Annotated in this window: 24 protein-coding genes, 1 tRNA gene, 2 pseudogenes and 1 riboswitch; of the genes and pseudogenes, 17 read left to right on the forward strand and 10 right to left on the reverse strand. The window is 72.9% G+C overall.

The window, feature by feature from the left end; translation table 11 throughout:
* Positions 1–33: 33 nt before the first annotated feature.
* Positions 34–948, reverse strand: coding sequence for an SAM-dependent methyltransferase (locus Drose_RS02765; protein ID WP_260729585.1), 915 nt, complete (start codon positions 946–948; stop codon positions 34–36).
* Between the two features lie 17 nt (positions 949–965).
* Positions 966–2,174, reverse strand: a complete 1,209-nt coding sequence (locus Drose_RS02770; RefSeq protein WP_260726599.1) for an amino acid deaminase/aldolase — start codon at positions 2,172–2,174, stop codon at positions 966–968.
* Between the two features lie 204 nt (positions 2,175–2,378).
* On the opposite strand from Drose_RS02770, the gene tmk reads away from it, so the two are divergent.
* From tmk to Drose_RS02795, 5 genes are all read left to right on the forward strand, one after another.
* A complete protein-coding gene (tmk, locus tag Drose_RS02775; RefSeq protein ID WP_313900035.1) occupies positions 2,379–4,445 on the forward strand; it encodes a dTMP kinase in 2,067 nt (688 codons plus the stop codon).
* Positions 4,442–5,632 (forward strand): DNA polymerase III subunit delta', encoded by a 1,191-nt coding sequence (locus Drose_RS02780; protein WP_260726600.1) that lies wholly within the window; start codon positions 4,442–4,444, stop codon positions 5,630–5,632. Before tmk ends, Drose_RS02780 begins: the two co-directional genes overlap by 4 nt.
* A gap of 71 nt (positions 5,633–5,703) precedes the next feature.
* The gene (locus Drose_RS02785; protein WP_259861207.1) at positions 5,704–6,042 is read left to right on the forward strand and encodes a YbaB/EbfC family nucleoid-associated protein; all 339 of its coding nucleotides are present in this window, start codon (positions 5,704–5,706) and stop codon (positions 6,040–6,042) included.
* Positions 6,029–6,313 (forward strand): hypothetical protein, encoded by a 285-nt coding sequence (locus Drose_RS02790; RefSeq protein WP_260726601.1) that lies wholly within the window; start codon positions 6,029–6,031, stop codon positions 6,311–6,313. Before Drose_RS02785 ends, Drose_RS02790 begins: the two co-directional genes overlap by 14 nt.
* Positions 6,313–7,119, forward strand: coding sequence for a WXG100 family type VII secretion target (locus Drose_RS02795; protein ID WP_260726602.1), 807 nt, complete (start codon positions 6,313–6,315; stop codon positions 7,117–7,119). The genes Drose_RS02790 and Drose_RS02795 overlap by 1 nt, the downstream gene beginning before the upstream one ends.
* Before the next feature lie 117 nt (positions 7,120–7,236).
* On the opposite strand, the gene Drose_RS02800 is transcribed toward Drose_RS02795, so the two are convergent.
* On the reverse strand, positions 7,237–8,727 hold the full coding sequence (locus Drose_RS02800) for a hypothetical protein (protein ID WP_260726603.1): 1,491 nt from the start codon (positions 8,725–8,727) through the stop codon (positions 7,237–7,239).
* A gap of 248 nt (positions 8,728–8,975) precedes the next feature.
* Here Drose_RS02800 and Drose_RS02805 point away from each other — a divergent pair, with 248 nt between their 5' ends.
* Entirely contained in the window at positions 8,976–9,812 is an 837-nt protein-coding gene (locus tag Drose_RS02805; RefSeq protein ID WP_260729587.1) for a PSP1 domain-containing protein, read from the forward strand.
* A gap of 3 nt (positions 9,813–9,815) precedes the next feature.
* On the opposite strand, the gene Drose_RS02810 is transcribed toward Drose_RS02805, so the two are convergent.
* From Drose_RS02810 to Drose_RS02820, 3 genes and pseudogenes are all read right to left on the reverse strand, one after another.
* Positions 9,816–9,971 (reverse strand): hypothetical protein, encoded by a 156-nt coding sequence (locus Drose_RS02810; RefSeq protein ID WP_260726604.1) that lies wholly within the window; start codon positions 9,969–9,971, stop codon positions 9,816–9,818.
* A pseudogene (locus Drose_RS38965) lies at positions 9,943–10,174 on the reverse strand ((2Fe-2S)-binding protein); the annotation flags it as partial. The pseudogene Drose_RS38965 and the gene Drose_RS02810, both read right to left, overlap by 29 nt.
* Complete coding sequence (locus tag Drose_RS02820) at positions 10,175–12,010, reverse strand: metallophosphoesterase (RefSeq protein WP_313900036.1); 1,836 nt, start codon at positions 12,008–12,010, stop codon at positions 10,175–10,177.
* Between the two features lie 85 nt (positions 12,011–12,095).
* On the opposite strand from Drose_RS02820, the gene Drose_RS02825 reads away from it, so the two are divergent.
* The 3 genes from Drose_RS02825 to Drose_RS02835 all read left to right on the forward strand — a co-directional run bounded on the left by Drose_RS02825 (position 12,096) and on the right by Drose_RS02835 (position 12,665).
* A tRNA-Thr gene (locus tag Drose_RS02825) sits at positions 12,096–12,168 on the forward strand.
* 175 nt (positions 12,169–12,343) lie between these two features.
* Positions 12,344–12,499: a hypothetical protein gene (locus Drose_RS02830; protein ID WP_260729981.1), complete on the forward strand. Its 156-nt coding sequence runs from the start codon at positions 12,344–12,346 to the stop codon at positions 12,497–12,499.
* Complete coding sequence (locus tag Drose_RS02835; RefSeq protein WP_260729589.1) at positions 12,456–12,665, forward strand: SRPBCC family protein; 210 nt, start codon at positions 12,456–12,458, stop codon at positions 12,663–12,665. Before Drose_RS02830 ends, Drose_RS02835 begins: the two co-directional genes overlap by 44 nt.
* Here the strand turns inward: Drose_RS02835 and Drose_RS02840 are convergent.
* Complete coding sequence (locus Drose_RS02840) at positions 12,662–12,907, reverse strand: hypothetical protein (RefSeq protein ID WP_260726605.1); 246 nt, start codon at positions 12,905–12,907, stop codon at positions 12,662–12,664. The two genes, Drose_RS02835 and Drose_RS02840, sit on opposite strands and share 4 nt — an antisense overlap.
* A gap of 462 nt (positions 12,908–13,369) precedes the next feature.
* Between Drose_RS02840 and Drose_RS02845 the strand changes: the two genes are divergently transcribed.
* From Drose_RS02845 to Drose_RS02865, 5 genes and pseudogenes are all read left to right on the forward strand, one after another.
* Positions 13,370–13,759, forward strand: a complete 390-nt coding sequence (locus Drose_RS02845; protein ID WP_260726606.1) for a winged helix-turn-helix domain-containing protein — start codon at positions 13,370–13,372, stop codon at positions 13,757–13,759.
* Positions 13,760–13,885: 126 nt separating this feature from the next.
* A complete protein-coding gene (locus Drose_RS02850) occupies positions 13,886–14,362 on the forward strand; it encodes a MarR family winged helix-turn-helix transcriptional regulator (protein WP_260726607.1) in 477 nt (158 codons plus the stop codon).
* Complete coding sequence (locus tag Drose_RS02855; RefSeq protein WP_260726608.1) at positions 14,359–15,915, forward strand: MDR family MFS transporter; 1,557 nt, start codon at positions 14,359–14,361, stop codon at positions 15,913–15,915. The genes Drose_RS02850 and Drose_RS02855 overlap by 4 nt, the downstream gene beginning before the upstream one ends.
* 50 nt (positions 15,916–15,965) lie before the next feature.
* Positions 15,966–16,175, forward strand: a pseudogene (locus Drose_RS02860) (fatty acid--CoA ligase); the annotation flags it as partial.
* Positions 16,172–16,648, forward strand: a complete 477-nt coding sequence (locus tag Drose_RS02865) for a hypothetical protein (RefSeq protein ID WP_260726609.1) — start codon at positions 16,172–16,174, stop codon at positions 16,646–16,648. The pseudogene Drose_RS02860 and the gene Drose_RS02865, both read left to right, overlap by 4 nt.
* 37 nt (positions 16,649–16,685) lie before the next feature.
* Here Drose_RS02865 and ku read toward each other — a convergent pair whose 3' ends face one another.
* Entirely contained in the window at positions 16,686–17,618 is a 933-nt protein-coding gene (gene ku / locus Drose_RS02870) for a non-homologous end joining protein Ku (protein WP_260726610.1), read from the reverse strand.
* 95 nt (positions 17,619–17,713) lie between these two features.
* On the opposite strand from ku, the gene ligD (Drose_RS02875) reads away from it, so the two are divergent.
* Both ligD (Drose_RS02875) and ligD (Drose_RS02880) read left to right on the forward strand, forming a co-directional pair.
* Positions 17,714–18,646 (forward strand): non-homologous end-joining DNA ligase, encoded by a 933-nt coding sequence (gene ligD / locus Drose_RS02875; protein ID WP_260726611.1) that lies wholly within the window; start codon positions 17,714–17,716, stop codon positions 18,644–18,646.
* Positions 18,639–19,526, forward strand: a complete 888-nt coding sequence (ligD, locus tag Drose_RS02880; RefSeq protein ID WP_260726612.1) for a non-homologous end-joining DNA ligase — start codon at positions 18,639–18,641, stop codon at positions 19,524–19,526. Before ligD (Drose_RS02875) ends, ligD (Drose_RS02880) begins: the two co-directional genes overlap by 8 nt.
* On the opposite strand, the gene Drose_RS02885 is transcribed toward ligD (Drose_RS02880), so the two are convergent.
* Positions 19,491–20,729, reverse strand: a complete 1,239-nt coding sequence (locus Drose_RS02885; RefSeq protein WP_260726613.1) for an aminotransferase class V-fold PLP-dependent enzyme — start codon at positions 20,727–20,729, stop codon at positions 19,491–19,493. The genes ligD (Drose_RS02880) and Drose_RS02885 overlap by 36 nt on opposite strands.
* A 13-nt stretch (positions 20,730–20,742) precedes the next feature.
* Positions 20,743–20,858: riboswitch (SAM riboswitch) on the reverse strand.
* A gap of 458 nt (positions 20,859–21,316) precedes the next feature.
* Between Drose_RS02885 and Drose_RS02895 the strand changes: the two genes are divergently transcribed.
* Positions 21,317–22,891, forward strand: coding sequence for a PrsW family intramembrane metalloprotease (locus Drose_RS02895; protein WP_313899992.1), 1,575 nt, complete (start codon positions 21,317–21,319; stop codon positions 22,889–22,891).
* On the opposite strand, the gene Drose_RS02900 is transcribed toward Drose_RS02895, so the two are convergent.
* Positions 22,882–23,241, reverse strand: a complete 360-nt coding sequence (locus Drose_RS02900) for a GroES family chaperonin (protein WP_260726614.1) — start codon at positions 23,239–23,241, stop codon at positions 22,882–22,884. The genes Drose_RS02895 and Drose_RS02900 overlap by 10 nt on opposite strands.
* Positions 23,242–23,322 lie beyond the last annotated feature (81 nt).

Here is a 23,322-nt window from a genome sequence, read left to right on the forward strand (position 1 = left end):
GGGCAACAAGGGTACCGCTGGTGTGACCAATCGTCATACCCAACGCAGCACCCAGCAGTGACCCCCGAGGCCGGCCGGGTCGGTGAGCTCGGCCGCCGCGCCGGCCCGGGCGAGCGCGCGCACGTAGGCGACAGGGTCCGACGAGGCCAGGGCCAGGGGCGGCCGCCGGCCGTCGACGCCCAGCAGCCGTAGGGCGGTGCGCTGGTCGAGCATCAGGTGGTGCTCCAGCGAGTCCAGTGCCACGGCCACCGTGAGGTCACAGCGGCCGTCCGGCACCGGCTCGACCTCCCGGCCCTCCCGGAAGCCGGTCAGCGTGCCGAGGAGCGGGCGGCGGTCGCGAACGTGGCCGTAGTCGACGGCGAGCGCCAACCCGCGCTCGACGCCGGCGACGGCGGACGCCCAGGCCGCGTCCCGGGGACCGCCGATCTCGGCCCGCGCGCCCGGCGGCGCGTCGTCGAGTGGCCACCAGCGATCGAGCCAGGCGGCGTCGGCGGGGTCCAGCGGTTCGCCGGACGCTGCCAGCGTGTCCAGCAGATACCGCGGGCGCCCCGACGGATCCACCTCCACGATGTCCACCGGGACGTTGTCGAGCCACTCCGTCGCGATCAGCAGGCCGTTGACGCCCTCGGGCGGCGACTCGGCCCACGCGATCGCGGGTGGCAGGTCCGCCGGGCGCGGCGCCATCTCCACGCCGACCGGCGCGACCCTCCGTCCAATCTGTGCGGGCAGCGCCGCGAGGACACCCTGGAGCAGTTCGCCGCGACCGGCACCGACGTCGACCAGGTCGAGCCGGTCGGGGTGGCCGAGGGCGGCGTCGAGCCGGCGCAGCAGCGCGGCGATCGCGCCGGCGAACAGCGGCGATGCCAGCGCGCTGGTCCGGAAGTGGGCGGCGGGTGCGGCACCCGGCCGGACGAAGAAGCCCTCAGGGCCGTAGAGCGCCGACGCCATCGCCTGCCGCCATCGGATCACAGGAACACTCTGCCCTCGCCGCGGTAGGTCGGTACCACGTCCACGATCGTGTCGCCCGAGACGAGGTGTACCTCGTTGACGTGCTCGCACAGTTCACCCGCCTTGGCGTGCCGGAAGTAGACGCGGTCGCCGACGCGCAGCCCGGCCGCGCCCGGCCCGGTCAGCGGCGTCTGCACCTCGCCGGCACCCTCGGTCCCGATGAGCCGCAGCCCCTCGGGCAGCCAGGGCAGCGGCTGGCGGGCGGGCGACGTCTCGCCCGAGGCGATCCAGCCGCCGCCGAGGGCCGTGGCGTGCCGCGGGTCGGGCCGGCGCACCACCGAGAGCGCGAAGAAGGCGGCGGGTTGCGGGCGCCACCTGCGGTACCCGTCGAAGAGCCAGGGGCCGAAGAGCCCCGATCCGGCGGCCACCTCGGTCACCGCCGGGTCGCCGGCCGTCGCGGCGACGCTGCCGGTCCCGCCGCCGTTGACGAACTCCAGCTCGGCGTGTTTGCGCACCTCGGCGACGACGGCCGCTCGCCGGGCCACCAGCTCCGGGTACGAGCGGGACTGGATCAGCCGGATCAGCGCGCCGCGGACCGGCCGGCCGGGTGGCGCGTCACCCAGACCGGCGATCTGCGCCTCGTACGACATCACGCCGACCAGCCGGAAACCGGGCCGCCCGGCGATGGCGGCGGCCAGCTCGCCGGCCTGGCGAGCGCTGTGGACGGGCGAGCGCCGCACGCCGATGTGGACGCCGTTCACCGGGCGCCAGGAGGCGTCGAGGTCGATGCACACCCGCACCGGTGCGGCCCGCTCCGCGGCGGGGATCGCGGCGTCGACCAGGTCGAGCTGCGCGATGTTGTCGACCATCACGGTGACGGTCGCGGCGAGCTTCTCGTCGGTGGCCAGCCGGCGCAGTGCCGCCCGGTCCGCGGTCGGGTAGGCCACCAGGACGTCGTCCGCCGTGCCCTGCGCGGCCAGCCAGACGGCCTCCGGAAGAGTGAACGCCATGACGCCGTGCCAGCCCGGCCGGGCGAGGGCCCGCTCGATGAGCGCGCGCACCCGCACCGACTTGCTGGGCACCCGCAGCGGCTTGCCGGCCGCCCGCGCGACCAAGGCCGAACCGTTGGCGTCGAACGCATCGAGGTCCACGATCGCGAACGGCGGATCGAGGTGGGCGGTGGCCCGGTCGTAGCGGGCCCGCTGTGCGGCACGTGAGCTGGACACGACTCACCGTACCGAGCCCTGCATTAAAGTGAAAGAACCTCGCGTATGCCGGTGCGGCGGGACACGGCCGGCCGGAACGTGTGCCTGTAGCGTGAGAGCCGTAGGTACGACCGAGGAGGTGTCGTCATCGCCAGCAGTGACCTGTCCGGCTTGGGGGAGCTCAAGGCGGTCCTGCGCATCCGGGCGTTCCGCCGTCTCTGGGCGGTGCTCGGATTCTCCTCCCTCGGTGACTGGCTCGGCCTGCTCGCCGCGGCGACGTTCGCCGCGGCGCAGGTGTCCAACTCCACCGCGCAGGGCGTCGCCTTCGGTTCGGTGATCGCCGTCCGCCTCCTGCCCGCCCTGATCCTGGGGCCGGTCGCCGGTGTGCTCGCCGACCGGTTCGACCGCCGGCACACGATGGTCGTCTCCGACCTGATGCGGTTCGTGTTCTTCGCCTCCATCCCGGCGGCGGCGCTGATCGTCGACGACGGCGCGCTCGTCGTCGCGTGGACCGCGATCGCGACGTTCGTCATCGAGACAGTGGCGATGATCTGGACGCCCGCCAAGGAGGCGGCGGTGCCCAACCTGCTGCCCCGGGCCCGCCTCGAGACCGCCAACCAACTGACGCTCGCCACGACCTACGGCATCACGCCGGTCGCCGCCGCCGTCGTGCTCATCGGCCTGCAATGGTTCGTCGCGGCCGTCTTCGGCCCCGGCGGGCCGCGCTGGGCGGAGCCGAGCAACCTCGCGCTGTGGTTCAACGCGCTGACGTTCCTCGCGACCGCGCTCACCGTGTTCTTCGGCATCAAGGAGATCAGCGGCCGGCGCACCGCCGGCGTCGAGCGCAAACCCGGCATGCTGCGGGAGTTCAGCCAGGGCTGGGCCTTCGTCAGCCGCACCCCGCTCGTGCGCGGGCTCGTCCTCGGCATCTTCGGCGCCTTCGCCGGCGGCGGTGTCGTCGTCGGGACGGCCAAGTTCTACGCCGTCTCGCTGAGCGCCGGCGACGCCGCGTTCTACCTGCTGTTCGGCGTGCTCTTCCTCGGCCTCGGCATCGGCATAGCGGCCGGGCCGCGGCTCGTCGGCGCGCTCTCCCGGCGCCGCTGGTTCGGCCTGTCCATCATCCTGGCCGCCGGATCCGTGCTGATCCTCGCGCTGGCCACCCACCTCACCATCGCCGTCGCGGGCGCGCTGCTCGTCGGCGTGGGCGCGGGCATGGCGTTCCTGTCCGGCACCACACTGCTCGGCGGCGAGGTCACCGACGCCATGCGCGGCCGCGCGTTCGCCTTCGTGCAGACCGGCACCCGCGTGGTGCTGATGCTGACCATCTCGCTGTCCAGCGTCATCGTCGGCGCCGGCGGCACCCGCACGCTCGACCTCGGCATCACGCAGGTCGACATCTCCAGCACCCGTCCGCTGCTCGCGCTCGCCGGCGTGCTCGGCGTGATCGCCGGAGTCTTCGCCCTGCGGCAGATGGACGACAAGAAGGGCGTGCCGATCATCGCCGACCTCGTCGGCTCGATCCGCGGCCGCCCGCTCAGTCCCGCCGAGCCGAAGGCGGCGCAGGGGCTGTTCATCGTGTTCGAGGGCGGCGAGGGCGCCGGCAAGTCGACCCAGGTCCAGCAGTTGGCCGCCGCGTTGCGCAAGATCGGCCGGGACGTGGTGGTGACCCACGAGCCGGGCGCCACCCCGGTCGGCTCGCGCATCCGCAGCCTGGTTCTCGACCCGCCGGAGCGGAACGGCGACGTGGTCACCCCGCGGGCCGAGGCGCTGCTCTACGCGGCCGACCGGGCGCACCACGTGGCGTCGGTGGTCCGCCCCGCCCTCAACCGGGGCGCGGTGGTCATCAGCGACCGGTATGTCGACTCCTCGCTGGCCTACCAGGGGGCCGGCCGCACGCTGCCGGTCGACGAGGTGTCGTGGCTGTCGAAGTGGGCGACCGGCGGGCTGAAGCCGGATCTGGTCGTACTGCTCGATCTGGATCCCGCGATCGGGCTCGAGCGGGCCGGCAAGCGCGGCACGGCCGACCGGCTGGAGAGCGAGTCGCTGGCGTTCCACGAGCGGGTCCGCTACGCGTTCCTGGACCTGGCATCCGCCGATCCCAGCCGCTACCTGGTCCTCGACGCCACCAATCCGGTCGACGCACTCGCCGCCGGGGTCCTGCAACGCGTGCGGCACCTGATGCCCGCCATGGAGTCGGAGCTGGAAGAGGTGCTCGAGGACGTCGCCGAAACGGTGACCGCGCTGACCGGCAGAGAGCTGACCGGTCCGGAGGAGCGGAGCTCACGGGTATGACCGCGCCGATCTTCGCGGAGCTGGTCGGTCAGGACGCAGCCCTGGACATGCTCAGCCGCGCCGTCGAGGCGGCCGACGCGATCGTCCGCGGCGAGCCGCGGGACGGGTCGGGCATGACCCACGCCTGGCTGTTCACCGGCCCGCCCGGCTCCGGTCGGTCGGTCGCCGCCCGCACGTTCGCGGCCGCGCTGCAGTGCCCCGACGGCGGCTGCGGCGAGTGCCAGGCCTGCCACACCGCGCTGGCCGGCACGCACGCCGACGTCCGGTTCGTGGTGCCGGAAGGGCTCTCGATCGCGGTCGGCGAGATGCGCGCCCTCGTCCTGCGCGCGGCCAGCTCGCCCACGCAGGGCCGCTGGCAGGTGCTGCTCGTCGAGGACGCCGACCGCCTCACCGAGGCCGCCGGCAACGCCCTGCTCAAGGCGGTCGAGGAGCCACCGGCCCGCACGGTGTTCCTGCTGTGCACGCCGAGCACGCACCCCGACGACATCTCCGTCACGATCCGGTCCCGCTGCCGGGTCGTGCCGCTGCGGCAGCCACCGGCCGAGGCCATCGCGACCGTTCTGCGCCGCCGGGACGGCACCGACGAGCAAACCGCCGCCTGGGCCGCCGCGGCCTCCCAGGGACACGTCGGCCGGGCCCGCCGGCTGGCGCGCGACCCGCAGGCCCGCAGCCGGCGCGACGCCGTGCTGGCCGTGCCGCGCCGGCTCACCGGCATCGGCGCCGCGTTCGACGCCGCGAGCGCGCTCATCGAGGCCGCCGAGGCGGAGGCCGCCGCGTCCGTCGCCGAGACCGACGCAAAGGAGCGCTCGGCGCTGGAGACCGCACTGGGCGCCGGCGGCACCGGCAAAGGCGCGACGGGAGCCGCCCGGGGCTCCGCGGGCCAGCTCAAGGACCTGGAACGCCGCCAGCGGTCCCGCGCGACCCGGACGCAGCGCGACTCGCTGGACCGCGCGCTGGTCGACCTCGCCGGGTTCTACCGCGACGTGCTGGTGCACTCGTTCACCGCGCAGGTCGAGCCGGTCCACGGCGACACCGCCGAGCTGGCCGCGGCGGCCGCGGAGAAGTGGACCCCGGAGAGCACGCTGCGGCGCCTGGAGGCGGTGCTGGAGTGCCGGACCGCGATCGAGGCCAATGTCAAGCCGCGCATCGCGGTCGAGGCGATGATGCTCGCGCTCTGGCGCGGCTGAGTTATCCACAGGCTCCGATCCGGTCTTTCGCCGTAACTGTGTGGTGCCGTACGGTCACCCGGGGAGGCGACATGGGGCGCGAGATCGACGAGTCGTGGATCGAGGAAGCGGTGGAGCGGTATCGCCGCATCGACGCGCTGCTCGCCGAGTTCGACCGAGCGGTCAGGTCCGTCGAGGTGTCGGTGCGCTCGGCCGACGGCGCCGTCGAGGTGGTGGTGACCGCCGACGGCACGATCCGCGACGTCCGCATCGAGGAGCGCCCGCAGGGCCGCGTCGCCGACGTCTCCCGCTCGGTCCGCGAGGCGGTCACCGCCGCCGCCGACGCGGCCGTCTGGGCGCGGCAGAAGTTGCACGCCGAGACGTTCGGTGACTACCGGTCGCTGCACGGGGGGACGCATGAGGCTCGATGACCTCGCCGGCCGGCTCGAAGCCGCCGGCGACGAGCTCGCCGGGGCGAGCACCACGATGGGACTCATCGATCCGGGCGCCCGCGCGCTCGGCGGCGACGGAGCCGGCGGCCTGGGTGAGCTGGGCCGCGCGCTGCACCGCGAGCTGACCACCGCGGTGACCGCCCGGGGACGGGAGGCCGCGGACCACGGCGCCCGCCTCGCCGACACCGCCGAGGCGGTGCGCCTGGTCGCGAGCGGCTATCGCGGCGCCGACGAGGAGGCCCGCTCCTGATGGACGCCCTCGAACGTCTCTCCGGCGTGGGAGGCGACCTGCTGCGGCACGTCGACGCGGCCCTCGCCGAGGACGGCGCACCCGCCGACGATCCGATCTGGCCGCTGCTGCGCCGGGTGGGCGCACTGCCCGGTGACGCCCTCGACTTCGCGCTGCGCCTCGACGCGCCGGCGTTGCGGATCGCGGCGGAGGAGCTGCGCGCGATCGCCGACCGCTTCGCGCACGAGCGCGACCGCCTGGCGGCCGACGTCGGGCGCAGTGCCTGGGAGGGCACCGGCGCCGAGGCGTTCGCCGCGGTGTGGCGGTCGCTGTCCGACCACATCGGACCGGGCCCCGATCCCGCGACGATCTGCGGTCGACTGCTCGCCACAGTGTCCTATGTGGACGGCTTGGCCGGCTGGGCGGTCCATCTGCGGGAGGAGATGGCCGAGGCGGTCGCGCGGGCCGTCTCGTCGGCGGAGGCGGTGACGCTGCGGGCGGCGGCAGGTGCGGCATTCGCGGGCGGCGGGCTCGCGGGCGGCGGGCTCGCGGGCGGCGGGTTCGCGGGCGGCGGGTTCGCGGTGGGTGCGGGGTTCGCGAGCGGCGTGCCGGGCGGCGGGCTTGCCGGTGCCGGGCGTCCGCCGGCGACGGCGGTCGTCGAGGCCGCGGCCCGGATCGGTGCCCGGATCCTGCGGCCGGCCGCCGACGCCGTCACGGCCGCCGCAGCGCTGCGGTCGCGGTGGTCGCCGGAGCTGGCCGAGCTGGTGTACGCGGCGCCCGAGGTGGCGTCGCCCTCCTCTTCGACGGTGACGCGGGTCGAGCTGTGAGCCATGCCAAAGGGGCGCCGCCCGGGCAGCCGATGGGGGTGGCTGCACGGGCGGCGAAGGGGTTGGGGGTGGTCGGTTCCGGGACCGGCGCCGAGCGGTGCGGCGCCGGGACCGGCGTCATGCGTTGCGGCGCCGGGACATGATCAGGAAGAAGCGACCGGCGACGAGGAGCAGCAGCCCGGCACCGAGGACGATGCCGACGCCCGGCCCGGTGACCGGCAGCGTGCCGCCGCCACCGTTGCCGCCACCGACACCACCGCCGTAGCCGTCGTCGTCATCGTCGTCGCCGTAACCGCCGCCCTTCGGCGCGGCCGCGGCGGCCTCCAGCGAGCACACGCCCAGGTCGAGCACCGTCGCCTGGTCGACCTTCGGGCGGTCGTCGTTGCCGTAGCCGTCCGAGGCGCTCTTCCACTTCGTCCGGACGATGAGCTTGACGCGCACCGAGGCGGCCTTCGCGTACACGCCGGTGGCGCTGGTCTGCTGCTCCACCTTGCCCAGCTCGACCCGCAGTACGACCACCTTGGCCGGCCGTGCCGTCGTGCTCTCGGTCGGGCCCTGCACCGACGTGCCGCCGCCCAGGACGCCCGTCAGCTTGCCCACCTCGGGCAGGCCGGGCAGGTTCAGCAGCGACTCGGGCACCGCGCCGGTCACGCCGCCCAGCGAGCCCGTCAGCGTGCTCGTCACGCCGGTGAGCAGATCCAGCAGCGGCAGCCCGGCGACCGGCAGCCCTTCGGCGCGGCCCAGGTCCTCGGCGGCCGCGCGACCGGCGGCGTCGACGGGCACGACCACGTCGATGTGCGAGCCGGCGGACGAGAGCCGGACGGGGGAGCGGCCGGGCGCGGTCACCTCGAGGACCGGCGCGGTGTAGTCGACGGCCTTCTTGTTGCCGGCGACGACCTTGAGCCGGGGCGGGCTGATGACCCGCACGCCGATGCCCGACGAGCCGCTCGCGAGCAACTGGAAGTCGGCGATGCCGCCGGTCGCGGTGGCCCCGGCGCCGTCCTTGTCGACGCCGGTGACCGTCGAGCTGTGCACCGCGCCGAACCGCACCAGCGCCCGGCCGCCGCGTCCCGGCAGCACGGCCAGGCCCGCGAGCTGGGCCTCCGCGGTGGACCGGGGGCCCGCCCCGGGGTCGCACTTGCCGGCGTCCTTCCAGGTCGCGTGGGCGCTCAGCCCGCCGGTGCCGACCGACAGCGCGCCCAGGTCGACGCCCCGCATCGGCACCGTGACGGGCCGGTCGTTCGGCGGCGGCGCCTGCTGGTAGGCGACGGGGCTCAGGATGCCCGTGGGCAGGACGCCCTGGACGTATCGGGCGTCGGCCGCGGCGCGGGCCGGCCCGCCGGCGAAGCCCGAGTGGGCGGTCGCGACCCGCAGCTCCGGCAGCCGCGGCAGGTTGATGCCGAGACTGCGCAAATCGATGCCGCCGAGTGCGATGGTGTTACTCGCGGCCGTGGCGCCGAAGCCGTCGGGGCAGCCCGCATTGGCCGGTGCCGCTGCCGCAGGTGCCGCGAACGCGACCGGGCTCAATGCGCCGACGATCCCCAAGGTGGCGAGGGCGGCGAGGTACCGGGCTGTTTTTGGGCGTGCGAAAGCAACAGGTTCCGTCATTGCGTGAGGTCCTCCGAGACCGGGAGTGCGGGGGTGCTCGCCGTCGGGCGTGCCACTGCTGCCCCCAACGAGCCTTTTCCGGCCGGAGTTACGCCTGCGTTCGCAGTCCCATCCACACTAGTAACGACGAACCCTCTGGAATGGCAACGGGGTACACCAAAAGGATCGAGTCGGACTTAACGGCTTTTTATCGGGCAAGGGACGCAGGCCATATGGGACTTCCCGTGACCCGCGTTACTGTGATCGCCATGGGCATGCTGTGCGCGGTGAGCTTCAATCGCTACGGACGGCTGTTCTATTTCGACCCCGGTGACCTGCGGCCCCAGGTGGGTGACCGGGTCCTCGTCCCCACCGACGACGGGCCCGAGGTCGCCGAGTGCGTCTGGGCCGCCCAGTGGGTCACCGAGGAGACCGAGGGCTTCCCGCGGCTGGTCGCCATGGCCGGCGACGACGACCTACGCCGCGACGAGCTGCTGCGCAAGCGCAAGGCCGAGGCGAAGGTCGCCGCGAAGAAGCTCATCCGCGAGCACGAGCTGCCCATGAAGGTCGTGGCCGTGGACCACGCCCTGGACGCCTCGGGCGGCCAGGGCGCGCGGACGACCATCTACTTCACCGCGCCCCACCGGGTGGACTTCCGCTCGCTGGTGCGCGACCTGGGCGCCACGCTGCACTGCCGGGTGGAACTGCGCCAGCTCTCGGCGCGCGACTCCGCTCGGGTCCAGGGCGGCATCGGCTCCTGCGGCCGTGACCTGTGCTGCGCCACGTTCCTCAACGACTTCGAGCCGGTCACCATCCGCATGGCCAAGGACCAGGATCTCCCGCTCAACCCGCTGCGGATCTCGGGTGCCTGCGGCCGGCTGATGTGTTGCCTGAAGTACGAGCATCCTTTGTACAGTTCCTTCCAGGCCACGGCGCCGCCGGTCGGCGCGCGCGTGTCGACGCCCGACGGCGACGGGCGCGTGGTCGGCCACAGCGTCCCCCGCGACGCGGTCATCGTCCGGATGGACGCCGACGGCTCCCGCTGCTCCTGCAGCCGCGCCTCGGTGTGCGGCTCCCGTCAGGCGTACGAAGAGCGCCACGGCTGAACCTCAGAGCAGGTCGGCCACCGAGGCGAGCGCGAAGGCGTACGACTCCCTGGGTCTGATCTTGAGATAGGTCGAGGCTCGCATAACCGGTGCGAGCGGCACCCGGATGCGGCGGACCAGCTCCTCGGGTGTAGGCGCCGCACCGGCAGAGGTTGCCACTCACCTGACCCGGTGTGCAGCACCCGCACCGCAGCACGTCGTTGGCGACGAACGCCTGCTGGAGCGGGTGCGGTTCGCCGCCGCCCGGCGCGATCCCCTCGACGGTGGTGACCTCCTGCCGGCCACCCGCACCGCCGGCGTCAGGCGCACGCCACCCGGCGTCCGTTCAGGTGCACCGTGCAGGCGCCGCACTGGCCCTGGTCCTACTCCTTGATCTCCCCCTGTGCCGCGATGCGGATGGGCGGTTCCATGAGCCTCAGTCGCATCGGCTTGCCCGACTCGAACCACGACGCGTCGGGCCGGGTGGCCGGGGTCGCCCGCCACCGGCGGCCCGTCCGGTCCACGCCGATCGGATAGATCGTGAGGCCGCCGTCCGCGGTCAGGCGCAGGCGGAGGAAGCCCTTGTAGCCGGTGATGCCCTGACCGGCGAACAGCTCGTTGACGTTGACGCTGACCTTCGAGGCCAGCAGCAGGTACAGCGCGAAGAGTTCGCCGCCGGCGAGTGCGGACAGCGGGAAGTACAGGACGACGGCCAGCAGTAGCGGCAACGGCCAGGTCAGGCCGACGAACGGCAGGCTGAGCCAGGCCCAGGTGCCGAGGACCGCGAGCCCGACGAACGCGGCGCCGTGCAGCAGCCCCAACGCCCAGTGCCGTGGTCTTCGCTGGCCGGCGCTGCGCGGCATGGCGAGCAGGCAGGCGCCCAGCACGTCGATGACCACCATCAGCGCCGCGGGGACCGTGACCAGGCGCTGCTCGACGCCCGCGACGACCCGGTCGGCGGCGTTGACGAACGCCAGCATGGTCAGCGTCTGGAGCAGGCCGAGCAGGGCCAGGAACACCGGGTTTCGCCACGGCAGGCGCCAGAACACGCCGAGCGACAGGCGGCGGGAGCGGCCCTTCGTCGGGTAGGTCGCGGCGAGCGTGAACTCGCGGCTCGGCGAGGGGTTGCGCACCAGCGACCGGCGCGGCGGCACCTCGATCCGGTCCGGCAGTTCGTGCGTCGGGTAGAGGTACGCGCCGCCGCCACCGCAGGTGATGAGCTGCCGCTCGGGCCGCTCGTACCGCGCGTAGTGGTGCAGGTCGCCGGAGAGCATCAGCCGGACCTCGGCCCCGGTCGGCGCGACGACGGTGCGCACGAAGTAGTCGAGGCTGTCGTACGCCTTGCGGTCGTCGGTCGCCTCCACCCAGCTCGGCGACGGCGGGCAGATGATGATCTTGTCGCCGGGGCCCATCCGGGCGGCCACGCGGGTGAAGTATCGGAGCTGAGGATCGTCGATGTAGGCGCCCGCCTGCACGTCGATCCCCAGCAGCCACCACCGGTTGGGTAGCTGGATCGCGAAGTAGGAGCGCGACTGCCGGGTCCGCCAGCCGCCCACACTGCCCTCGTTGCCGCGCACGAACAGGCGCAGGAACGCGGTCAGCCCGTCGTACCAGTCGTGGTTGCCGGGCACCGCGTACATGCGCGGCTGGACCCCCTCCGGCGCCATCGGCAGCGCGGCGCGGAACGGCCCCTTGAACCGGTCCTCGTACTGCTGCCCGCTGGCGGTCGGATAGACCTGGTCGCCGCCGAGCACCAGCACCTCGCCGCGGGGCAGGTCGTGCCCGTCCACCGTCAGCCGCGGCTGGGCGAGCAGGTAGGCCACCGAGTAGGTCGCGTTGAAGCCGTCGCCGGTGTCGGCGACGAAGTCGAGCCAGAGCTCCCCGCCGTCGGGCCACTCGGCCTCGTCGTCGGTGAGCTCCCCGGTGTACCCTCGGCCCTCGCGCAGGATCCGCCCGGGCAAGGCGTCCTGCAACTCCCGCTTGTCCAGATAGGCGCCGAAGAGGTCGGCGAGCATGACCCGGACCGCCGTGCCGCTCAGCAGCACCGGGCTGAGCCACGGCACCGCCCGGCGAGGCGTGAACCCCATCTGGTCCGGATCGAGCCCGGTGGGCCGCGCGCCGCCGGTCTCCAGCGGCGGCTCCCCGGGCAGCGGGAGCAGAGGATCGCCCGGCTCGGCGGTCAGTTCGCCCGGCGCCGCGGGCATGTCGTCGGGGGGCATCACGCGCGGGACGTTACCCGCGCGCGGCACACCGGGAAACCCCTCGCGCACGGCCCGGTGGCGTGCCGTACACTGGTCCACTGTTGCCGCCTTAGCTCAGTCGGCAGAGCGATTCACTCGTAATGAATAGGTCGACGGTTCGATTCCGTCAGGCGGCTCTGTGGCCCTGTCAGGGCAAACGCCTCAGGGCGATGATCCTGATCGCAGGATCATCGCCCTGAGGCGTTTCCGGGAGCGGCAGCCGATCTTGAGGACCCCCTTGCCGCGCCCGATCTGGACCGGATGCGGCGCGGCGTCGAGAATCGGTGGGTCGGATCTCGCTGAGGAGGCCGCATGCCCGCACCGCTCGACCACGAGGCGATAACGGCCGCGCCCTTCGGCACCTCGCCGACCCGGCCCGGTGCCGCGTGCACCGGCCCGGACGTCTACGCCTGGGAGCCGCGCCATCTGTTCGCGGGCGCGTGGACCCGCGTCGGCCGCGCCGCGTGACGGCGTCAGCTACGTCGCGCTGTTCCCGAACCTGCTCGTCTCCGCGCACCCCGACTACGTGATGACCCATCTCCTGGCGCCGGTCGCACCGGGGCGGACGGAGATCGAGTGCAACTGGTACTTCCCGGCCGCCGGGTTCACCGCGGCATGCGCCGAGAGGCGCTAGGCGGGCCGGCACGGGCGGCGGGTGCGGAGCGCGGCGGCGAACGCCAGGGCCGTCGACGCGATCCGCTGCGCCCCGATGATGGCCTCCTCCCAGCTCCCGCACAGCCCGGAGCCGAACTCGACCTGCACGTCGCCGTCGTCGACCAGCATGATCAGGTCGTCCTCGTCCTCGGTGACGATCGCGTTGATCGCACGCAGGTCCAGCGTGACGACCGGCGACAGCTCAGCCCGCTCGGTGTTCATCGACCGCCTCCGGTTTCCGGCTCCGGCGAAGGGGTGCGGCGCCGCGCGGCTCGCAGCGTCGGACGGCGCCGCACCCCGGTTCGGCCGGGTGCGGCGCCGCATGGACCGTGGAGCCGCGGCGGTGCCGCATCCCCCTCGGATGTGCCGTGCGCCGTGGCTCACGGTGCCGCTGTCGGCGCCGCACCCGGTGTTGGTCGGTGCGGCACCGTGGCGTGCGGTGTCGCACCGAGGTGGTCGGGCCCGCGTCGCCGGACGGTGCCGCAACCGGTATGGGTGCGTGCCGCCTGGCCGTGCGGGTCGGCACCCTGGTCTGATCCGCGGACGCGCCGCGGCACGCAGGTTCTGCATGGGCGGCGCGAAGCCAGACCGCCCAGCCGGGCCCCGCGCCTGGGGTCGACTATACTGCTAGTAGCCCTAGGGCCACAAGGTGCCCCGTCGATAGACCTTCGTAGGGTCTCGGACATGATCTCCCGGAGTTCCGGTCTGTCGCTCTATCGACAGGTCGCGGACGCGATACGGCAACAGATCATCGATGGTGAGCTGCCGCCGGGCAGTCTCCTGCCTTCCGAGAAGTACCTCGCCGAGGAGCACGACGTCGGCCGCGACACGATTCGTGACGCCATGGCCTACCTGCGCGGCGAAGGGCTCATCGAGAGCAAGCGCGGCTACCGCAGCCGCGTGCGCGCCGTCGTTCCGCGTGAGCGCATCTGGCTGCACCCGGGCGAGGTCGTCTCGGCCCGCATGCCCACGCCGGCCGAGCGTAGGGAGCACGGCATGCACGAGGGTGTGCCGGTGCTCCTCGTCGGCGACCGGGCCTATCCCGCCGACCGATTCGAGTTCGGCTGCGAATGACGCGCCGAGTGACGCACTCGTAGCAGCGCGCTCAGTAATACGCATCACCCGGTATTCGGTTGAAGTTTCGTGCCCGTCGAACCGATGCTTGTGTCAAGCAAGTATCGGATCGCCAGGGAGCACAGCGTGCACGACGACAGCGAACATGCCGCCATCGCGCGGCAGGTCGGCCGGTTCGTCCGGCTGTCGGAGCGGCTCTTCGCCACGCTGAAGGTCCACGAGGCCGGCCGTGGCCTCGAGCGCCCCGCCTACGTGCTGCTGAGCCGGGTCGCGGTCGACGGGCCCTTCCGGCTGTCCGCGCTGGCCGCCGACGTGAGTGTCGACCTCTCGACGGTGAGCCGGCAGGTGGCCGCACTGGAGAACGCCGGCCTCGTCCGGCGCGCACCCGATCCGTCCGACCGGCGGGCCAGTCTCATCGAGGTCACCGAGCTGGGCTCGGAGGTGTTCGCCGAGAACCGGGAGCGGTGGCTCGCCATCTGGGACGAGCTGCTCGGCGGCTGGACACCCGAGGAGCGGCAGACCTTCGCCGACCTCTTCACGCGACTCAACCGCTCGCTCGTCGACCGGTTGCCTGGAACCACCCCGGAAAGGGACGCACGATGACCACCACCGCGCCGGAGCAGACCCGGCCCGCACTCGCCCATCGGCAGATCCTGCTGCTGATGGGCGGCCTGATGACTGGAATGCTGTTGGCCGCGCTCGACCAGACCATCGTGGGCACCGCGTTGCCGACGATCGTCGGTGAGCTCGGTGGGCTCGAACACTACTCCTGGGTCGTGACGGCGTACCTGCTCGCCTCCACCGCCTCGACCCCGCTGTACGGCAAGATCAGCGACCTCTACGGCCGCCGCCCGGTGCTGCTCTTCGCGATCTCGACCTTTCTGGTCGGCTCGCTGCTCGCCGGCCTCTCCCAGGACATGACGCAGCTCATCGTGACGCGCGCGGTCCAGGGCGTCGGCGCCGGCGGCCTGATGACGCTGGCCTTCACGGTCGTCTCCGACGTGCTCCCGCCGCGGGACCGGCCGAGGTACCAGGGCCTCTTCGGTGCCGTCTTCGGCATCTCGTCGGTCGCCGGCCCGCTGGTCGGCGGCTACTTCGCGGAGAACGACTGGCGCTGGATCTTCTACATCAACGTGCCGCTGGCCGTGTTCGCGCTCTACGTGTGCAGCCGGGTCCTGCGTCTGGTGCCGCACCAGCGCCGCGACCACCGGATCGACTACCTGGGTGCGGCGTTGATGGTCGCGGCCGTCAGCGCGGTGCTGCTGGCCCTGTCGTGGGGCGGCAACGAGTACGCGTGGGGCTCGCCCACGATCGTCGGCCTGCTCGTCGTCGGCGCCGTGCTCACCGTACTGTTCCTGGTCGTCGAGAGCCGCGCCGAGGAGCCGATCCTGCCGCCGCGCCTCTTCAAGCGGGCGACGTTCACGCTGGCCAACACCGCGACCTTCGTCCTCGGCTTCGCGATGTTCGGCTCGATCATCTACGTCCCGCTGTACCTGCAGATCGTCAGGGGTGCGACACCGACCAGCTCGGGCCTGCTCATGCTGCCGATGATGGGCGGCGTCATCGTGACGTCGATCGTCGCCGGTCGCCTCATCAGCCGGCTCGGGCGGTACAAGTGGTTCACCGTTGCCGGCACCCTCATCATGGGCGCGGGCCTGCTGCTCTTCACGACCCTTCAGGTCGACACGCCGCTGTGGCAGGCGTTCATCTACATGACGACCATCGGCGTCGGGCTGGGCCTGGCGATTCAGCCGCTGGTCCTGGCCGTCCAGAACGCGCTCGATCTGCGTGACATGGGTGCCGGTACCTCGGCCGTCACGTTCTTCCGCTCGCTCGGCGGTTCGGTCGGCGTCGCGGCGCTGGGCGCGGTGATGACGAATCGGCTCACCGAGCAGATGCGGGGCAACGGCATGGCCGGCGTGTCGATCAACGCTCCGGCCGAGATCCGCAAGCTCCCGGCCCAGATGCTCGCGGCCGTCGAGCACATCTTCGTCAACGCCCTGCACCCGGTCTTCCTGTCGGCCGCGATCGTCGCGCTGGTCGGCACGCTGCTGACCGTGGCGCTGCCGAACAAGCCGTTGCAGGGCGCGGCCCCGGACACTCCGGCGCAGACCCCGACGGCGGAGGAAATGGAGTCCAAGGTGGCCGCGTTCTAGCCCCACCCTCACACCCACGCGCCCTGCCCGCCCCGCGCCCGCATCTCGCGTTGGCGACGGTCGTACTGCGTGAGGGCGCGACGGCCGACGCCGAAACGCTGCGGGAGTTCCTGTCCGGCAAGGTCGCGCGGTGGTAGTTGCCGGAGCGCTGGTCGTTCATCGAGGCGGTCCCGAAGACGAGTGTCGGCAAGTTCGACAAGAAGCGGGTCCGGGCCGACTACGCGGGCGGTGGACTCGAGGTGGTAGAGATCAGGGCGTGACTCGCTCCGCCAAGATCGCTCTGCTCGTGGCGGCCGCCACGGTGAGCTGCGTCATCGCGGCCTGTGGCGTCGCCCTGGCATTCCGTGACTGGGTGCCGGGGCTCGCCGGCTGCGAGGACGGCAGCAAGCCGACGAAGACCGCCGTGATCACCGAGAAGCTCCGCATCGAGCAGATGTGGCCCGCGCTGAAGCCCATCGTCTCGGTGCACTGGCAGGAGCGCGAGGCGCGGGCCCGCAGTTGCCCCGAGATCGGCCCGATGGACTACGTGATGACGGGCCTCGCCGTCGTCACGCCGGAGCGCGCCGCGGCACTGGCGTCCGCCCCGGCGGGGCAGAGCGCGGCTCCGGTGCCCGACGTTCCCGACGACCTGCGGCCCTATGCCCCGCCGGCGCCGAACTGGATCGCGATCGACGGCGGCCTGCTGCTGGACCAGGCGTCGGCCACCGTCTATTTCACACACACCACGACCTGAACCGTGGTCGGAAGTGGCGGCGAGGCGGCGGGACCGGCTACGCGGACTTCTTCGCGGCCGTCCCGGTCTTCTTGGCGGCCGCCGTCTTCTTGGCCGGGGCCGCCTTCTTCGCCGCCGCCTTCTTCGCGGTCTTCTTGATCGGGGTCGGCTCCGCGGCCTCTTCCTGCTCCGCGGTGACCTTGGCGGGCTCGCCCCGCGCCGCGCGGGCCCGCTCCACCGACGCCCGCAGCGCCGCCATCAGGTCGACCGCCGCCGCCGGTGCCTCCTCGGTCTCCTCCGGCTGCACCACCTCACGGCCGGCGACCTTGGCGTCGATGACCTCCTGGAGGGCCTCACGGTAGTTGTCCGTGTACGACGACGGGTCGAAGTCGGCCGCCATCGACTCGATCAGCGAGCCGGCCATCGCCAGCTCGGCCGGGCGGGCCGTGACGTCCTCGTCGAGGATGTCGAACTTCGCGGCGCGGACCTCGTCGGGCCACAGCATCGTGTTGAGCACCAGCACGTTGTCGCGCACGCGCAGGGTCGCCAGTTGCTCGCGCTGGCGCAGGGCGACCTTGACGATCGCGACGCGTTCGGTGTTGGTGAGCGCGTCACGCAGCAGCGTGTACGGCTTCGCCGCGGTCTGCTCCGGCTCCAGGTAGTACGCCTTGTTGTAGAGGATCGGGTCCACCTGCTCGGCCGGCACGAACTCGAGCACCTCGATCGCGCGGCTGGTGGTCAGCGGCAGGTCGGCGAAGTCGTCGTCGGTGAGGATCACCATCTCGCCGCCGCCCAGGTCGTAGCCCTTGGCGATGTCGTCGTAGCTGACCTCGTCACCGTCGATCGAGCAGACGCGCTTGTACTTGATCCGTCCGCCGTCCTCGCGGTGCACCTGGTGGAAGCGGATGTCCTTCTCCTCGGTCGCCGAATAGAGACGGACAGCGATCGACACCAACCCGAAGGAGACCGCGCCCTTCCAGATCGCGCGCATCGTATCCCTTTCCGCAGCTTGTCGACCTTCCTCCTTCAGCTTCGCATCGTTTCGACATGTACGCGAGGAACTCCGCGGGGATCTATGGTGAGCAGATGGGAGGGGGTCCACCTGCGCCGATGCTCGCCTCCGCCGGCGTGCTGCCGTCCGGGCCCGGCTGGACGTACGAGTTCAAGTGGGACGGCATCCGCGCGATCGCGGTGATCAGTGGTGGCGCGACCCGGTTCTTCGCCCGCAGCGGGGCCGAGATCACGGCCGCGTATCCCGAGCTGGCCGGCATCGGCCGCGGGCTCGACGACTCGGTGCTCGACGGCGAGGTCGTGGCCATGGACCCGGGCGGGCAGCCGTCGTTCCAGGTCCTCGCCGAGCGCATGCACGTGCGCGACCCGCATCGCGCCGCCCGGCTCGCCGCCGCCGTGCCCGTGACCTATCTGGTCTTCGACGCGTTGCGCATCGAAGGTGCGGAGCTGCTGCTCAGCCCGTACCACCTCCGCCGCGAACGACTCGAAGCCGTGGCCCTGGGGCCCCGCGCCATCGTCCCTCCGTCGTTCGACGACGGTCCGGCGACCGTGGCCGCGGGCCGCGAGAACCGGCTGGAGGGTGTGGTGGCGAAGCGGACGGACTCGCTGTACCACCCGGGGCTGCGCACGACCGACTGGGTCAAGGTGAAGCTGGAGGAGAGCTGCGAGTTCGTCGTCGGCGGCTGGCGGCCGGGCAAGCGCGCGCTCGGTGCGCTGCTGGTCGGCGTGCCGGGGCACGGCGGGCTGGTGTACCGCGGCCGGGTCGGTGGCGGCATCTCCGGCGAGTCCGAACGGGCGCTCCTGGCCGCCCTGCAGCCGCTGACCGCGATCCGCTCGCCGTTCGGCACCGAGGTGCCCCGCGAGGACTCCCGCGGTGCCGTCTGGGTGCGGCCACACCTCGTGGTCGAGGTGCGGTTCAGCCACCGGACCCGCGACGGGCGGCTGCGGTTCCCCCGCTTCCAGCGCATCCGCCCCGACCTCTCGCCGGAAGAGGTGCGTGATGCCTGACCGTGTGCGCGTGGAGGTCGACGGCCGGCAGTTGGAGATCTCCAACCTCGACAAGGTGTTGTACCCGCAGGCAGGGTTCACCAAGGGCGAGGTCATCGACTACTACACCCGCGTCGCGCCGACCCTGCTGCCGCATCTCGCCGGGCGACCGCTCACCCGGGTCCGGTACCCCAACGGCGTCGACGGCGCCAGCTTCTTCGAGAAGAACGCCCCGGCCGGCACCCCCGACTGGGTCCGCACCGTCCGCCTGCCGGTCCCCGGCTCGACCAAGAAACGCGAGCGGATCGACTTCATCGTCGTCGAGGACCTGCCCACCCTGGTCTGGCTGGCCAACCTCGCGGCCCTCGAACTGCACACCCCGCAGTGGCAGGTCGACGACGACGGAGAGGTGCTCGACCCCGACCAGTTGGTCGTCGACCTCGACCCCGGCCCGCCCGCCGGCCTGCCGGAGTGCTTCGAGGTCGCGCTCCTCGTCCGTGACCAGCTCCGCGCCGACGGGCTGACCTGCTGCCCGAAGACCTCCGGCCGCAAGGGCATGCAGTTGGTCGCGCCGCTGCCCGGCGACGAGACGGCCGACGAGATCAGCGCGTATGCGAAGGCGGTCGCCGAACGGCTCGCCCAGCAGCGGCCGGGCCTGGTCGTGGCGAAGATGGCCAGGCAGCTACGCCCGGGCAAGGTGTTCCTCGACTGGAGCCAGAACAACGCGTTCAAGACGACGATCACGCCGTATTCCCTGCGGGCCGGCGCGTCGCCGACCGTCAGCGCGCCGCTGACCTGGGCGGAGGTCGAGGCCGGCGAGATCACCGCCGCCGACCTGACGCCGGCGACGGTGCTCGACCGGGCCTCACGGCTGGGCGACCTGCTGGAGCGCGCCGAGTAGCCGCTCGACGTGCTCGGGTGTCGTGCCGAGTCCGACGCTGGCCCGGACCGCCTGGGCCGGTGCCGCCGTCGTACCGAGGCGCTCCGCGGCCTCGGTGAGCAGTTGCCGGGTCAGCGGGTGCGCGCAGAACAGCCCCGTGCGGACCCCGATCCCGTGGTCGCGGCCCAGCCTGACGGCGAGATCGCCCGGATCGGTGCCGAGCACCGCGAACGACACGATCCCGACCCGCGGCGCGTCCGCCGGGAACAGCCGGAGCTCCTCGACGTCCGGCAGCTCGGCGAGCCCGGCGCGCAACCGTCGCACCAGCGCCTCCTCGCTCCTGCGCTGGTCGCCGCCGGCGAGCGTGCGCAACGCCGTGGCCAGCGCGACCGCGCCCAGCAGGTTGGGGGTGCCGGCCTCGTGGCGTGCCGGTCCGGTGGCCCAGCGCACCGCCCCGTCCGCGGCCACGCCGGCGCTCGCACCGCCACCCGCCAGGTACGGCGGCGCGGCGTCCAGCCAGTCCGCACGCCCCGCCAGCACCCCAGCGCCGAACGGCGCATAGATCTTGTGGCCCGAGAACGCCACGTAGTCGGCGCCGAGCTCGGCCAGGGAGACCGGGGCGTGCGGGGCTAGCTGCGCCGCGTCGACCGCGATCCGGGCCCCGAACCGGTGCGCGACGTCGGCGAGCTCGGCCACCGGCCACAGCTCGCCGGTCACGTTGCTCGCCGCCGTGACGCTGACGAGCACGTTTCCGCCGAGGTTGTACAGGCTGTGCGTCACCGCCTCCACCGCCGCACCGGCGGACCGGGGCGCGGGGAGGCGCACCGTGCGGGGCCAGGGCAGCAGGTTGGCGTGGTGCTCGGCGTCGAACGTGACCACGGTGGTGTCCACCGGTAGGGCCCGGGCGAGCAGGTTGAACGAGTCCGTGGTGTTGCGGGTGAAGACGACGGTGTCGCCGTCCGTGCAGCCCAGCAGGTCGGCGACCGTCTCGCGGGCCTGCTCGTATTCCCGGGTGCACCGCTCGGAGAGTGCCCCGGCCCCGCGGTGGACGCTGCCGTAGTAGGGCAGCAGCTCGGCCACGGCGTCGGCGACGACCTCCAGGCACGGTGCCGTGGCGGCGATGTCGAGACTGGCGAAGTCGACGGTGCGCCCGTCGCGGAGCTTGACCTCTCCCGGCGACAGGACGGCGGGCGACGGGACGGCAGGGGACAGGGCAGGACTCATGGCACAGACCTCTCGCTCGCGCTTGCCCGTCACACCGCGCGACGGGCCGGGTCATCACCCGGGGCACCCCGCCGCGAACGCGAGGGTTGCCGGCCAGCAAGCCGGGGCTGTGCGCTGGCACTCATGACCTGCGGTGACGATAGCGCGGATAGAGTTGCGGCATGAGTGAACTCCCGCCGAATGGGACGTCGTCCGAGCCGCCGGCCGAATCCCCGGCGGGCCGGTCACCGGAGCCCGACGCGCCCTCGCGGCCGGACGCTCCCTGGACCCCACCCTCCGCCCCGCCTCCGGGTGCTCCGTGGGCCGCCCCGGCGCATTGGGCCTCGCCCGGGCAGCCGTCGGCGCCACCTGGCACGCCGGACGCTCCCGGCGTCTCTCCTTGGGCCCGGCCGGCGCCTCCGGGTTCGCCCGAGCATTCCCCCTGGTCATCGCCCGCCGGCCTGGCCAACCCGGTGTCCGGCCCAGCCGCGCCCGGCCCGGCGGATCCCACGTCCGGCCCGGCCGCGCCGCTGTCCGGTTCCGCAGGCCCGGTGCCCGGTGCGTCCGGCCCGGGGTCCGGCTCCGCGTCCGGTCCCGGGTCCGATGACGTGCCCGGTGCGCCCGCCGCGTCCGGTCCGCCTGATGTCACCGGCGGCGCATCCGGTCCGGTCGCGGCGCAACTCGTCCGCTCGTCGGTCCCGGCGCCGTGGCCGGCCGTCCTGCCGGCCGTGCCGGGTGCGCCCGGGAGCTGGACACCCGCGGCGGACGCCTCCTCCGTCGCCGTTCCCAACGTCACCGAGGCGGTCGAGCCCGCCACCTCCGAGCGGGAGTATCCCACCGCCGCCCTCGCGCTGGCCGCGGCGCCGCCCGCGAAGCGCTCCGACCGGCGGCGGCTGCTCACGCTCATCGGGGTCATGGGGTTCATCGCCGCCTGCGGGGTGGCCGTCCTCGCGTTCTTCGGCTTCAGGGGCGGCTGGACCGCCCTCGTCGTCGGCGTCGGATCCGCCGTCATCCCGGTCCCGCTACTGGTCTTCTGCTTCCTCTGGCTGGATCGCTATGAGCCGGAGCCCGTCAAGTATCTGGTCTTCGTCTTCGGCTGGGGCGCATGCGTGGCGACCGGCGTCGCGCTGGTCGTCAACACCACCGGCAGCGTGCTGGCCGAGCGCGCCGGGCTGTCCGACTCGCTGGTGGCCGTACTGCTCGCGCCGCTCATCGAAGAGAGCATGAAGGCACTCGGCCCGATCCTGCTGCTCTGGCGGCGTCCCCGGGCGTACTCCGGCCTCATCGACGGCATTGTCTACTGTGGACTGTCGGCGACCGGCTTCGCGATGGTCGAGAACATCCTGTACCTGGGCTTCAAGGGCTACGGCGACACGGCGAACGAGTCCGGGCCGGCGCAGGGCGCCGTCGCGCTGATCGTCATCTTCGTCGTGCGGATCCTGATGACCGGGTTCGCGCACCCGCTGTTCACGTCGATGACCGGCATCGGGCTCGGCGTCGCCTCGCGGACGTCGGCCCGGTCGGTCCGCTTCCTCGCGCCGATCGCCGGGATGCTTGCCGCCATGATGCTTCACGGCGCGTGGAACCTCATGTCGGTCACCGCCACGGCCAGCGCCTGGGTGCTGCTCTACGGCTACTTCGCCGTCATGATGCCGATCTTCCTGGCCATGGTCGGGTTCGCGCTGTGGCTGCGCTCCAACGAGGGCAGGCTCACCGAGCGGGTCCTCACCGAGTACGCGCGCGCCGGCTGGTTCTCCCCGCCCGAGGTCGCCGCGCTCGCCACCCTCGGCCGCCGGCTGTCCGCGCGGCGCTGGGCCAAGCGAGTCGCCGGCGACGCGGGCGCCAAGGCGATGAAAGCGTTCCAGTTCGACGCGACCCGCCTGGCGCTGCTACGCGACGGGATGCGGCGCGGCCTCGACGGTGAGCCGACGCGCCGGCTGGAGACCCTCGCGGAGGAACGCCAGTTGCTCACCGCGCTGGCGGCCTACCGCCAGGTGTTCGTCGGCCGGGATCCGCAGGCACCGCGTGCCGTGTGGGACGGCCAGCGGTACCACATCACCTTCCCCGACGGCATGGTGCGGGTGCTGGACGCCCCGCCGACCCCGGTTGTACCGGTGCCCGTCGTCCTCGGTCCGCCACAGCCTGTGCCGGTCTACGCCGCCAACCCGTATCCCTACAGGTAGAGGCCGGTCGAGTCCGGCTCGACCCGGCGGGCCGCGACGGCGTGCACGTCACGCTCGCGGAGCAGCACATAGTCGCGGCCCTGCAGCTCCACCTCGGAACGGTCCTCCGGGTCGAAGAGGACCCGGTCACCGGCGACGATCGACCGCACGTTCGGCCCGACGCCGACAGCCGTCGCCCACGACAGGCGTCGCCCGACCGACGCCGTCGCCGGAATCACGATGCCGGACGCGTGCCGGCGTTCCCCCTCCCTGCCCTCGAGCCGGACGAGCACCCGGTCGTGCAAGAGGCGGATCGGCAGGCCGCCGTCGATGTCGTCGCTCGGCGGAGTGGTGGCGGGCTGGGCTGTCACGCTTGCGACGCTACCGCCTTGATGCGTGCCATTGCCGCTCGACCCGGTCTACGGTGAGGAGTCCGTTCAGATCGCCGGGCG

Source organism: Dactylosporangium roseum (assembly GCF_025264685.1).
Taxonomy (GTDB): domain Bacteria; phylum Actinomycetota; class Actinomycetes; order Mycobacteriales; family Micromonosporaceae; genus Dactylosporangium; species Dactylosporangium roseum.